This is a genomic window from Nocardia sp. NPDC058666 (assembly GCF_042714895.1).
GTDB lineage: Bacteria > Actinomycetota > Actinomycetes > Mycobacteriales > Mycobacteriaceae > Nocardia.
Genome location: NZ_JBHXRY010000011.1, coordinates 64,063 through 77,272 on the forward strand (window position 1 = coordinate 64,063; position 13,210 = coordinate 77,272).

At 66.6% G+C, this 13,210-nt stretch carries 9 protein-coding genes; 4 read left to right on the forward strand and 5 right to left on the reverse strand.

All coding sequences use genetic code 11. The features are described 5' to 3' along the window. Positions 1-193: 193 nt before the first annotated feature. The 3 genes from ACFWVD_RS21920 to ACFWVD_RS21930 are packed head-to-tail and all read left to right on the forward strand — an operon-like array spanning position 194 to position 5,050. Positions 194-2,383 (forward strand): MMPL family transporter, encoded by a 2,190-nt coding sequence (locus ACFWVD_RS21920; protein WP_379245578.1) that lies wholly within the window; start codon positions 194-196, stop codon positions 2,381-2,383. A gap of 17 nt (positions 2,384-2,400) precedes the next feature. Next, positions 2,401-3,969: an ArnT family glycosyltransferase gene (locus ACFWVD_RS21925; RefSeq protein ID WP_379245580.1), complete on the forward strand. Its 1,569-nt coding sequence runs from the start codon at positions 2,401-2,403 to the stop codon at positions 3,967-3,969. 19 nt (positions 3,970-3,988) lie between these two features. After that, positions 3,989-5,050, forward strand: a complete 1,062-nt coding sequence (locus tag ACFWVD_RS21930; protein WP_379245582.1) for an alpha/beta hydrolase — start codon at positions 3,989-3,991, stop codon at positions 5,048-5,050. A gap of 72 nt (positions 5,051-5,122) precedes the next feature. On the opposite strand, the gene ACFWVD_RS21935 is transcribed toward ACFWVD_RS21930, so the two are convergent. From ACFWVD_RS21935 to ACFWVD_RS21945, 3 genes are all read right to left on the reverse strand, one after another. Beyond that, a complete protein-coding gene (locus ACFWVD_RS21935; RefSeq protein ID WP_379245584.1) occupies positions 5,123-6,331 on the reverse strand; it encodes an esterase/lipase family protein in 1,209 nt (402 codons plus the stop codon). Between the two features lie 172 nt (positions 6,332-6,503). After that, positions 6,504-7,673: a PucR family transcriptional regulator gene (locus tag ACFWVD_RS21940; RefSeq protein ID WP_379245586.1), complete on the reverse strand. Its 1,170-nt coding sequence runs from the start codon at positions 7,671-7,673 to the stop codon at positions 6,504-6,506. Between the two features lie 134 nt (positions 7,674-7,807). Then, the gene (locus tag ACFWVD_RS21945; RefSeq protein WP_379245588.1) at positions 7,808-9,751 is read right to left on the reverse strand and encodes a nitrate- and nitrite sensing domain-containing protein; all 1,944 of its coding nucleotides are present in this window, start codon (positions 9,749-9,751) and stop codon (positions 7,808-7,810) included. A gap of 150 nt (positions 9,752-9,901) precedes the next feature. On the opposite strand from ACFWVD_RS21945, the gene ACFWVD_RS21950 reads away from it, so the two are divergent. Beyond that, positions 9,902-10,579: a cutinase family protein gene (locus tag ACFWVD_RS21950; protein ID WP_379245590.1), complete on the forward strand. Its 678-nt coding sequence runs from the start codon at positions 9,902-9,904 to the stop codon at positions 10,577-10,579. On the opposite strand, the gene ACFWVD_RS21955 is transcribed toward ACFWVD_RS21950, so the two are convergent. Both ACFWVD_RS21955 and ACFWVD_RS21960 read right to left on the reverse strand, forming a co-directional pair. Then, a complete protein-coding gene (locus ACFWVD_RS21955; RefSeq protein ID WP_379245592.1) occupies positions 10,563-11,951 on the reverse strand; it encodes an ABC1 kinase family protein in 1,389 nt (462 codons plus the stop codon). The two genes, ACFWVD_RS21950 and ACFWVD_RS21955, sit on opposite strands and share 17 nt — an antisense overlap. A 144-nt stretch (positions 11,952-12,095) precedes the next feature. After that, complete coding sequence (locus ACFWVD_RS21960) at positions 12,096-12,932, reverse strand: DUF4129 domain-containing protein (protein ID WP_379245594.1); 837 nt, start codon at positions 12,930-12,932, stop codon at positions 12,096-12,098. Positions 12,933-13,210: the final 278 nt, after the last annotated feature.

Below are 13,210 nucleotides of genomic sequence, written 5' to 3' on the forward strand. Positions count from 1 at the left end.
TCCGATTACCGACCTCTGGAATTTCGGACGGGTCATCGCGCGAACCCCTGTGATCGGACCCATAGCGCGAAGTAATCGCTCACAACAACATTCCGGTGGACGTTGTGACCGGGTGCAACATTGCGTTATCGCGACCGAAAAGGCTGCTGACAGTGACAGGTTCGACCCCATCGCGAGTAGTTGGGAGGCGAATGTGTTCGCCGAGTTGAACCAGTGGGCCGATACCGTGGTGCGGCGTCGTTACGCGGTCATCGTGGTGATGGTGGCCGGGTTGCTGACACTGGGTGCCTATGGTCTGGGCCTTGGCGCGGATCTGAGTTCGAAGGGATTCGACGATCCGTCGTCGGAATCGGTGCGTGCGGCGCACGTGCGCGACAACGCGTTCGGTCGCGATCACAGCAGTGATGTGATCCTGCTGGTCCGCGCGCCCGACGGCACCACCATCGACGATCCGGTCTTCACCGACAAAGTGGTGGCGGGGCTGAACAGCCTCCCGCAGCGGTTCCCGGACCAGATCGACCGCGTCAACGGCGCGTACTGGCCCACCGATACCGGGGTGGCGCTGCCCGAGGTGTTCGGTTCGCCCGACAAGGATTACGCCTTCGCGTCGGTGGCGGTCAGCGGCGTGGATCCCACCGAGCAGGGCCGCAACTACCGAAAGATCGCCGCGCAGTTGGTGATTCCGGGGGTCGAGGTCGAGCTGGCCGGCGGGCAACCGGTGGCATTGGCGTTGAGCGACACCATGGTTCAGGATCAGCGGCGCGTGGAGCTGTTCGCGATCCCCGTGGTCGCGGTGCTGTTGTTCTTCCTGTTCGGTGGTGTGGTCGCCGCGGCGCTGCCGTTGATCGTCGGCGGGCTCACCATGCTGGGCGCGTGGGGGTTGCTGCGGTGCCTCACCGCCGTCACCGAGGTGAACTCCTTTGTCTCCCCTGTTGTTTCGATGATCGGGCTCGGCTTGGCGATCGACTACGGGCTGTTCGTGCTCAGTCGCTTCCGTGAGGAACTCGCCGATGGACGCTCCGTCGACGACGCGGTGCGGCGGTCGGTGACCACGGCGGGGCGCACGGTGTTGTTCTCGGCCCTGATCGTGGTGGTCGCGGCGGCTGGCATTCTGGTGTTCCCGCAGGGATTCCTGCGCTCGTTCGCCTATGGCGCCATCATCACCATTTCGCTGGCCGCGTTCACCTCGATCACGCTGCTGCCCGCGATGCTGGCCGTGTTGGGCAGGCGTGTGGACTGGCTGGGAGTCGACTGGTTCCGCAAGCCGGTCGCCAGTGACCGTGTCCCCGAGAACATTTGGGGTCGGTTCGCCGCGGGAGTGATGAAACGTCCACTGATGGTGGCGATTCCGATCTGTGCCGGGCTGTTGCTGCTCATCGTCCCGATGCAGAATCTGGCCTTCGGTTCCATCAACGAACGTTTCCTGCCGCCGGATCATCCGACGCGCATGGCGCAACAGCACTTCGACGAACTGTTCCCGCTGCGTCAGATCGATCCGATCGACCTGGTCATCGTCACGTTCGACCCCGAGACCGCCGATGCCGTGCGCGCCGACGCCAACCACGCTCCCGGCCTGGCCGCGCCTTTCGCCGAACCGATGCAGTCACCGTTCCAACCGCAGGTGCTGACCACGCACACCGTGCTCGACAGTTCCGACAGTGCCGAGGCGACCATCGACTATCTGCGTTCGATGCCGCTGCCGTCGGGCACGACGCTGATGGTCGGCGGTATGCCCGCGGTGGAGAAGGACAGCATCGACGCGCTGGTGCGGCGAATGCCGTTGATGATCCTGTTCGTGTTCCTCGCCAGCACGTTGCTGATGGCGCTGACGTTCGGTTCGCTGGTGTTGCCGCTCAAGGCCGCAGTGTTGAACCTGCTCGGCCTCGGCGCCACGTTGGGCGTGCTGACCTGGGTGTTCATCGACGGGCACGGCGCGGGGGTGTTCGGCTTCACCCCGCAACCGATCATGTCGCTGGTGCTGGTGGTGATCGTGTCGGTGGTCTACGGCCTGTCGACCGACTACGAGGTCTTCCTGCTGTCACGCATCGTCGAAGCCAGGGCCGCGGGCGCTTCCACCACCGAGGCCGTGCAGACGGGCATCGCGCGCACGGGCCGCATCATCACCGCGGCGGCGCTGATTCTGCTCGTGGTCACCGGGGCGTTCGCGCTGTCGGATCTGCTGATGATGCAGTACATCGCCTTCGGCATGGTCACTGCTTTGTTCATCGACGCCACCATTCTGCGGATGCTGCTGGTGCCCGCCTCCATGAAGCTGCTCGGGGACGCCTGCTGGTGGGCACCGCAGTGGATGAAGCGCGACACCCCTTCCCCTTCAACACCTTCCGAAGCCGTACCGACGCCGGCGCGCGGCGACCGGACCTGAAATCGCGGAGTATCACCATGAATGTCCGCAGCGGCACCGTCACCGTGCCCACCACCCCCACCACGGCGCTGCCCGCCTTCGCGTGGCGGGAGGTGTCCCTTGTCGCGGCGGTGGCCGGGGCACTGTTCCTGGCCAGGATCGACCGCTATCGCATCGGCGGCGACGAGCTGTATTTCCTTGCGGCAGGGCGACATCCGTCGGTCAGCTATGCCGATCAGGGCCCGCTGGTTCCGCTGTTGGCGGCACTGTCGGACTTCCTCGCACCGGGTTCCCTTGTCGCACTGCGACTTCCCGCGCTGCTGTTCACCGTGGTCGCGATCGCGCTCAGCGCGGTGATGGCCAGGGAGTTCGGTGGCGGTCGACTCCCCCAGACCGTCGCCGCGATCGCCTACGCGACCACGCCGATGGCGGTGATGCAGTCGGCCATGCTGAGCACCTTCGCCGTCGACATCACCTTGACCGCGGTGCTCGCGTGGCTGCTGATCCGCTGGGTGCGCACGCGCACGGACTCCCTCTTGATCGCCGCGGGTTTCGTTGCCGCCGTGGACTTTCAAGTCAAATGGCTGATCCCGATCATCTGCGCGGTGCTCGCCCTTGGTGTGGCCGTGTTCGGTCCGCGCGAGATGCTGCGACGGCCCGCCTGGTGGCTCGGCGCTGGACTGCTGGCCGGCTCCGCTGTCCCGATTCTGTGGTGGCAGCACACCCACAGCTGGCCACAACTGGCCATGGGCGCGGTCGTGCGCGAGGAGCAAATCGCCACCGCCGCAGTGCTTTCCGCGCCGTGGACGATGATTCAGGTCACCGGGGCCGGCGGTCTGCTGTTGCTGGTCGGCATGTGGGCGGGCTTGCGCGCTGAGCGGTTCCGCCCCTACTACTTCCTGATCCCGATGATCGCGCTCGGACTCGGCGCGGTCGTGCTGTTCGGTTTGCGTCCCTACTTCGTCGCCGGGGCGTTTCCCGGCCTGTTCGCCGCGGGCGCGGTGTATCTGGCCGACCGGGAGATCACCCGGCTGACCGCGGTCGTCGGTGGCGGCTTGGCCGCACTCACGACCGCGATCTGCGTCGGTGTCGTTGTCGTTCTACCGCTGCCTGAATCGGACCTGCGGCAACCCACCGACGACTACTCGCAAATCCATTCCCGCAGCGTGCTTTTCGGCCCCAGCGGCTGGGAAGACCTGGTCAACACCGTGTCCGACACCTACCACCGCTTACCAGCACAGCAGCGCGAAGGTCTGGTGATCGTGACCCAGAACTATTGGCAGGCAGCGGCTCTCGACGACTTCGCACGCAACACCGACCTGCCCGCGGTGTTCAGTCCCAACCGCGGCTACGCCTACTTCGGCACCCCGCCCGACACCGCGACCACCGTGCTGTACGTCGGCGTCGACGACCCCGACACCGCGCTGCGCACCCGCTTCGCCCACACGACCCTGCTCACCGACATCGACGAACCGCTCGGCTTTCCCGGCGTGAATCGCGGTGTGGCGGTGTGGCTGTGCAGCGGGCCAAGTCAGCCGTGGTCGGTGCTGTGGCCCGGGGCGATGGAACTGCGACTCGTCGATGGGACGAGCCGCCATGGGCGATAACCCTGAACGGAGATAAACAGTGGTGAATTCGATGGTGCGGCGGCTGGCGCTCGCGGTGACGCTGGCCGCCACCGGCCTACCCGTCGTCGCGACGGCACAGGCGGCCCCCGACCTGGTCGCCGCGGACGCCATGGCGGCGGCGGTCCCCGCGCCCAACGGCTCGTTCGCGGTCGCGGCGGCGGCCAACGGCCCCGGCAAGGTGATCGACCTGACCGTGCACTCCGCGGCGATGAACCGCCCGATCACCGTCGCGGTCATCCCGGCCGCGGACCCCGACAAACCCGCGGGCTCGCTATATCTGATCAACGGGGTCGACGGCGGCACCGATACCCCCGACTGGCGCGAGGGCAGCAACTGGTTCACCAAGACCGATGCCGTGGACTTCTTCGTCGGGAAACAGGCCAACATCGTGATGCCGATCGGCGGTGCGGGCACCTTCTACACCGACTGGCAGGTCGACGACCCCGGCACCGGGCGCAACCGCTGGCTGACCTTCCTCACCACCGAACTCCCGCCGATCATCGACTCCGCGTTCCACGGCACCGGCCGCGACGCGGTGGCCGGGCTGTCGATGGCCAGCGCGGCGGTGTTCCGCATGGCACAGGAAGCGCCGCAACGGTTTCAGATGGTCGGCTCGTTCAGCGGTTGCATCCAGACCAGCAACCCGGCCGGCCAGGCGATGGTGGCCTCGATCGTCACCGCGCGGCGCGGCAACCCGCTGAACATGTGGGGACCGCCGACCGATCCCGCCTGGATCGCCAACGACGCGGCCCTCAACGCCGAAAAGCTGCGCGGGGTAGGCGTTTACGTCAGCACCGGCAACGGTCTGCCCGGCCCGCTGGATACCCTCAGCGGCCCCGACATCGACGGCAGTCCGATCAAGCTGCTGGACCAGATGCTCATCGGCGGAGTCCTCGACGGGATCACCGTGGTGTGCACCGCGTTGCTGCGCGACCGGCTCGCCGCGCTGAACATCCCGGCCACCTTCAACTTTCGCCCGGCAGGCACGCATTCCTGGGGTTACTGGGAGCAGGACATGCACACCTACTGGGACCGGGTCGCCGCACTGCTCGCGGGCTAGACACACGAAAATCGGGTGCGTCGCGGCCAAGCCTGTCGCGACGCACCCGATGTCGGTCCCTTCCGCTCTCGCTTACAGTGAGCCACCACCTCCGATCAGCCACGGGTTGAACGTGCAGGTCAGCTGCGGGTTCTGCACCGGGTCCAGCGCACGCAGCACGATCGACAGCGCACGCGGGGAGTACATCATCGTCAGGTGATCGGAGATGTCCTGCTCGCAGCCTTCCTGCAACACGATGTTGTTGACCGTGGAGCCGGGGCCCTGATCCAGGAACGTCAGCTCGTAGGGGTTGGTCACCTCGTCGTACCGGGTGCCGACAATGGTGTAGTCGATGCCGGGCACGGTGTCACCGTTGGCGTTGAGGTTCTTGACGAAGTCCGAACCGACAGTCTGCTGGATACCCGCGTGCCCGACGAAGATCTCGACCGGACCCAGGACATCGATACCCAGGTTGTTGACCATGCGGCCCAGCGCGCCGATGCCGTCGAGGCTGGTGCCGTGATGCGTGGCACCGAAGGTGATCAGGTTCTTCACCTTGGCCGCGCCGCCCACGAACTTCGTGTAGTGGTTGGCCATCGACCCGCCCTGCGAGTGCGCGACGATGTCGACCTCGTCGGCGCCGGTGGCCGCGAGAACCCGGTCCACGAACGCCGCGGTCTGCTTCGCCGAATCCTCGATGTAACCGGTGCCCATGACACCGGGCAGGAACGAACCCAGGCCACCGCCTTCCATCATGCCCGAACGGCCGTAGTTGAAGGTGAACGTGCAGTAGCCGGCGTCCTTGATGGGCTGACCCATGTAGGCGTAGCCGTTGTAGGCGTTCATCCAGGTGCCGTGCAACAGCACGACCGGGCGGGGGTGCGCGTCGGTGGGCTTGCAACCCCAGTCGTTGGTGCCGGGGGCACCCGCGTCGGGGTTGATCAGGCCGTAGCCGAACGCGGGCAGGAACGCCGTGGACGCGGGCCCGATCGCGCCGGGATCCGACGAGTAACCGCCCGAGGAACCCGAGCTGGAACCCGAGCCGCCCAGGCAGTCGCCGGAGCCGTTGCCCGAGCCCGCGCCGCTGCCGGAAGTACAGGCAGAACCCGTGCCGCCCAACCCACCGTCGGTGCCCCAGGCGACGTCGCGGCCCTGATAGATGATTTCGGCCAGCGCCTGTTCAGTGGGTTCGGTCTGCGGGTCGGCCGCCGCCCCCGTCCCCGAGAGGGCGACAGCCATAATGCCGGCGCCCATCAGTATTGCCGCACGCAATGAGCGCGTGCGGCCACGAGTTATGGTCATGCAGGGTCTGCCTTTCCGAGAGCGAAAAAGAATTCGGCTCTTGAGCCGCACCGAACATAAGCCCGGATACGCGGCGCGGAAATCACTTGCGCGCAGGTGTGGAAACCTCACCAACGACGCGAACAAACCCCCATGGGCGCGCACAGTAAAACATTCGGCGAGATATCTTGCCTCACTGCTGTTTTCCTTCGATCGGCACGTCCGCCACGACCAGCGCGGAGCGCAGGTACCACAGGTCGGGGCATTGCTTGGCGTCCAGACCCGTCAGGTCCGCGATGCGCCGAATGCGGTAATCCACGGTATTGGTGTGCAGGTGCAGCATGCGTGCGGTTTTGCGTCGGTTCAGATCATTGGCGATATGGCAGCGCAGGGTTTCCAACAATTCGGGATGATCATGCAGCGGCGCGAGCAGGGTGCGCAGATATTCCCTGGCCGGGCCGGGGCGGCTGAGTTGATATTCGAGGGCGAAATCGCTGAATCGATGCACCTCGCCCTGGCGGCCTATCCGCCGCACCACCTCGAGCAGTTCGTGCGCGCATTCCGCCGCGGCGGGAATGTCGTCGCGCGCCGAACGGACCACCGTCACCGTCAGTGGGCGGCACGCGGCACGCGACAGCGCGGCGGTGACCTGGTCGACGTGTTCTTCGGGGCGGTCCGTGGTCGGGATCAACACGGTGCCGCCCTGTCCGGACAGCGCCGCGAGTGCGTCACCGTCGCAGCACCGATTCAGCTCGAGCCGCACCCGGTTGACCGCGCGCCGGGACCGCACCCGCTCGTCGAGCCCGTCGGTGCCGTCGGGCCGCGTTTCGTCGCCGATGTCGATCGCCAGCACCCAGTACTCGGCGGCGAGCGCGACGCCGCAATCGCGGGCCGCGCTGCGGGAGCGACTGCCCGTGATCAACTGTTCGGCGAGCGTGTCTCTGGCGTGGCCGTTGTGCCCGGACGGTTCCAGCGCACAGCGCAGGTAGGCGCCCGCGATGGCCGCGGAGGCCTTGCCGAGCAGGTCGACGACCTCGAGCGGGCCGATATCGCCCGCGGGTTCGAGGATAATCCGCATACACCGGTGCACGGTGTCGAGAATGGTTTCCACGGAAACGCCGTCGCGCGCCCACTCCACCGCACGGTGGTCGAACTGCCCGATCGCCGCATCCGCGGTCTGTTCGTCGACCAATTCCAGGCACAGGGCCGCGATCGACCGGATCACCTGGCGCCGCACCGTGCCGAGCCAACGGTCGGCGGACCCGGCCAGCCGCACCACCCGATCGAGCTCGGGCTCCCGCCCAACGCAGGCCGTTTCCGGCCTGGTCAGCAGGGCGATACCGGACTGTTGACTTTCGGTCATTGGACGCTCCTCACGCGTTTCGCACCGCGTGTTCAGCGTGCCGCGAGCCCCGGTGTGCGGGCATCGGTAGAACTGCGTATCTCTGCTCGGCCTCGCTCGCGATGTCGGACGAGTAGCGCTGGTCGCAATACGTGTCAGCGGGAGGCCTCGTGGTTGCTGCCCTTGCCATCGGAAGCGGTCACCCCGCTCGCGACGGTCTCCGCGAGTAGCGCGGAGGGAACGAGCACGATGGCCCGAACCCCGCCGAAGTCGGATTCGTTCAGCCGGACCGAGATGCCATGCGCGTCGGCCAGCCGCGCGACCACGAACAAACCCATCCGCGAATCCCGCGCCAAGGCGGTGAGCCCGGATCCGGTCGGGGTGGCGAGCATGTCGTTGTAGCTGTCGAACTCCGCGGCGGTCAGCCCGATCCCCTGGTCGCTGACTTCGACCACCGTGCCCTTGCCCACGATCGCGCCGCTGATCTCCACTTTCGCGTCCGGCGGGGAGAACGCGGTCGCGTTGTCCACCAGTTCGGCGATCAGGTGGATCAGGTCGGCCACCACCGCGCCGCTCACCGCGATGTCGGGCATTCGGGCGACGCGGACCCTGGTGTATTCGGTGGTCTCCCCCACCGCGCTGCGCACGACGTCGACCATCGGAATCGGTTGGCGCCATTGCCTTCCGGGCCTGCTGCCACCCAGAATCAGCAGGTTCTCGGCATTGCGCCGCTCCCGGGTGGCCAGATGGTCGAGGCGGAAGAAGACCTCGAGCAGGGCGGGGTCCTGCTGTGCGCGTTCGGCCTCGTCGAGGATCTCGAGCTGGCGGTGCGCCAGGACCTGGCTGCGGTGGGCGATGTTGACGAACACTGTTTCCACGCTGTCGCGCAGCCGCGCTTCGTCGACCGCGGCAGTGAGCGCGACCGCGGCGGCATGTTCGAAAGCCTGTGCCACCTCGCCAATTTCATCGCGTCCGAAGTCCAGCGTCGGCGCGCTGTCGTCGATCTCGGAATGTTGTGTCGCCAGGCGGATCGCGCTGGGCAGCTGTTCGTCGGCGATCACCAGGGTAGCGGCCCGCAATCGCCGCAGCCGCCGGATGATCCGGTCGGCCAGCACCACCGCGATCGACAACGCCACCACGCTGCCCAACAGCACAATGCCCCCGGTCACCAAGCCCGACCGTTCCGTGCGGTGCGCGACCTGCTCGGCGCTGACGCGGGCGTATTCGTGCTGACCGGCATACGCGTCGAACAGACCACCGACAACATTGTCGGCGGTCTGCTGCCATTCCAGAATCGCCATCGGCATTTCGGCATCGACCGACGTCGTGCGCGCGGCGAAACGTTGATTGACCGCCGTTTCCATCGCCGACAGCCGTCGCCAGGAATCGCTGTTCACGAGATCGAGCAATAGGCGATTGTGCGGCGAACCGACTTCGGCCGCCAAATTCTTGATCTCGGCATGATAGAAACCGACCTGCGTGGTGAATTCCTCGAGCGGAAACGCCCGACCCTGCGAACTGACCAGAGCAAGGGCAACAGCATTGCTGCGCGACATCGCCTCGGTGGCGCTCAACAACCGCAGCGCCTCGGACACTCTGGTGGCCAGAATCGAGTCCGGCGCGGCCTGCTGGGCCCGGCGGAACCCGTCACCGAACATCGCGTACGGCGCGTTGAAGAAGGTGTAGGCGTCGGCGACCGAGACCTTGCCGGTGTCGACCCCGACCCGCAACGCGGCAAGGGCCTGCCCGAATTTCGCCCGCTGGGCGGGCAGTTCGGCTGAGCGTTGGTGGCGGGTGGCGTCGGCTTCGACCAGCTGCTCGAAGGCCCGGTCCACGCGTATCCGCGCCGCGGCCAGCCCGGAGATCGGCTCGCTGCCGGTCAGCTGCCGCAGCGAGAGCAACCGCTCCGATTGGGTGGCCGCGAGCGCTTCGGTGGCGGCCGGTCGTATTCGTTCGAGATCATCGACCCAGTTCTGGACGCGGTAACTGTCACGGACCAGATTTCCCGCCGTCAGCATTCCGAGCACGAGCAGGGTGAGACTGGGGATGAGCGCGATCGCCAGAATGCGGGTGCGAACGCCGAGCCGAGCTGAGAGCATCGGCTCAACGTAGGTCCGCGCCGGGAATTCGATTCGCGAACGGACTTTTGTTGTGCGGGAAACGCACGTCGTGACGCAATCCTTGATGACCCGACTCAATACCGAACCACGTGGCCTCGACATGCGGCGCACGCTATTTACCCTTCGCCCATGACAATTCAACGACCTCGCCGCGCGGCAGCTCTCGCCGTAGCCGCGGGCATCGCGGCCGCCACGGCAACGACACTGAGCACCGGAACCGCCGCGGCGGCGCCCACTTGCGCTGACGTGCATGTAGTTGCGGCGCGCGGCAGCAACGAACCCGGCGGGATCTGGAGCAAATATCATCTCGGGATCGTCGTCGGCAATCCGGTATATGCCGCGATCAACGACGCGCTGCCCGGCACCGTCGACGCGTACCGGGTCGCGTACCCGGCGAACTTCGATCAGCCCGCCTCGGTGCAGAAAGGCAATACGGACCTGGTCGACCATGTGGTGAAACAGGCCGCGGCCTGCCCGGACCAGCGTTTCGTGCTGGTCGGGTACTCGCAGGGGGCCAACGTGGTGGACAACGCGATCGGCATCAGCAGTGAAGGCGCCAAGGTGGGCGGCCCGATCGTGGCCACCCTGCCGCAGCAGGTCGAGTCGCGCATTGCCGCGATCCTGTTGTTCGGCAACCCGATTCGCGGCATCGGCAAGGAGATCACCGGGCCCTACGCCGAGCGCACCCTCGATATCTGCAACGACAACGACCCCGTCTGCGACCCCGACGGCAGCGATTGGAACGCCCACACCAGCTATGCCCGCCATGCCGGCGCCGCAGCGGATTTCGTCACTGCCGCGCTCTGATCTCGGCGCGACGCCACGCCTCGATCACGCGACCGATGTCGGTGGTCGGGGCTTCGTGGTGCAGCCATTCCCTGGCCAGGCGATGCCAGTTGTGGGTCGCCTCGATCCGGCCCAGCGCGGTCAGCGTGAAAAGGTCTGCGCGCCGGGAGAATACGTGTTCGGGTGGCAGCAGCAGGTTTCGCACGCTGCGGTGTTCGGCGGCGCGCGGGTCCGCCGCGAGGACCACGGCGCTGGTGGCGAGTTCGGGGGTGACGGTGATCTTCTCGTCGAGCAGGTGCCAGCCCGCGACCGACCACACGTATTCGAGGCAATCGTGTGGGGTGACCACCGAACCGGGCTCGACGATGCCGCGCTGCGCCCACAGTCGATACACCTCGTCGCCCCGGAACAGCTCGGCCGCGCACATCACCTGCCGCTCCAACTCGAGGTGTTCCCGTTCGATCGTGGTGTACAACCCGAAATCGACGAAACCCACGCGCCCGTCCCGCGCGACCAACACATTGCCCGGATGCGGGTCGGCGCAATACTCGCCGTCGGCGTACATGCCGGTGACGTAGAACCGGTACACCAGTTCACCGACGTGATCGCGCAGCCGCGCGGGCAGTTCGCGAATGTCCTGGAACGGTCGGCCCTCGAAGAATTCGGTGACCAGCACATTGTCGGTGCAGAATTCGCCGATACTGTCGGGCACGGTGATGTAGGGATGGCCGCGATAACGGCCGGCCACGCGATGCTGATTGCGCGCCTCCTGCCGATAATCCAGCTCCGCGACGATATGTTGCGCGATTTCGTCGAGCACTTTCGTATCGCCCGCCGAGGGCAGAAACGCCTTCCACAGCCCGCTGAAGAATTGCATGTTGCGCATGTCCGCGTGCACGGCGCGGTCCACCCCGGGGTATTTCACCTTCACCGCCACCAGCCGACCGTCGTGCAATTGCGCGCGATACACCTGTCCGATCGATGCCGCCGCGACGGGTTCGGGGTCGATATCGGCGAATATCCGCCCCAGATCGCCGAGGTCGCGCTGCGCCACCGCCATCATGTCGGTGAACGGCACCTCGGGTGCGCTGTCGAGTAGCGCGGCCAGTTTCGTGCGGAACATCTCCCGATAGTCTTCCGGGATCAGGTCCAGATCCAGTACCGACGCCATCTGGCCCAGCTTCATCGCCGCGCCTTTCATCCCGCCCAGCACCGTGACGATCTGTTGCGCGGCCTGCAGCGTGGATCGCGCGGCCATCACCTGCCGCGCCTGCTCGGTGCGCCCCACCATCGCCAGCCGGGTGCCGACCCCGCGCGCCGCCTGCCCGGCCGCCAACCGACCCAACTTGGCACCACGCGCCAGCCGCCCCGTCGGAATCTGCCTGTCTGCCATGGACCCTCCTGCGCCAGCGGTCGATACGTGAATTCTCACCACCGGACCGGAACGCCACAGCGCGCCCGACATCGATCTGTGTGTACTCACCACCACCCCTGTGCTCGGTCACATGCGGGCGCGGGGGTTCGCTGACAGCAGCGGTTACGCGGCGACTTCGGTGCGGGCTTGCAGGTCGGCCAGGACCAGGCGCAGCAGTTGTTCGGCGCGGATGCGCTGCCACGACAGCGTCGCGTGCGGGCTGAACCTGGCCTCTTCGAACAGGGCGACCAGCTCGTGCGCGCCGTCGTCGTGCAGCACTCCGCTGTCGAACGCGCGCTGCAGCACCTCGTAGGGCGTGTCCGAAATCAGGGGCGCCGCAGCACGATCCGCGGCCAGCCCCGCCTCCATCGCCACGTAGCAGGCGATCACCGCGGTGCGCGGATCCTGGCCGGGGGCGTTCATCGCGGCCAATCCCATCTCCGCGGCCCTGGTCAGCGAATCGACGGTGTTGGCCACTGTCTCCTCGGCCGTTTCCGCCACCTCATCGGTGGACTCGCGCCGCGTCGCCACAGTGACGCCGACCAGTCCGAGCAGCGCGACGCCGATCAGCGCGACCGCCAACCCCACTGTCATCACCAAGGCGGTCCCGTTCAGCCCCGACGAATCGACCACGGAATCCACGATCTGCCCCTCGGCCGCGGCAGGCTCGAGCGGCGGCGCCCCTTCTTCCGCCGCTGTCACCGCGCGCGGTGTGCGCGTGGCACCGGGCAACACGAACAACATCGTGATTCCCACCGCGAAGGTCAACGCGACCGCACTGAGCGCGACCGGAACCAGCACCGCAAACCGCTTGAACGACAGCTGAACCCGCAGATTCGTCTCCGACGCCGGCATCGCCAGCGGCAACCGATGCTGACTCACCAGCACCCCCGCCAGCAGGATCACCACCGACACCAACAGCAACACCGGCATCAAGGCGACAGCGATCGGCGAATTCACGCCAGAATTACCGGGATCAACAGTCCCAGGTAAACTTCCGTGCAGCGCGACAATGGTCGCGACAATCAAAACGACCGCCGCGACCAGACGCCCTATCGGCACCCATATCCTTGCCACTGCCCCACCGCCGAACCCTGAGAAAACACGCGAATCGCCACATCGTGACACCCGATGCGCTACACCTGCCCCCGCGCGCACAAGGTTTAGTCGAATTCCCTCTGTAGCGGCCTGTTCCTTGTTTCAGACAACATTTCCTGTCGCTGGGCAATGAATTCCGC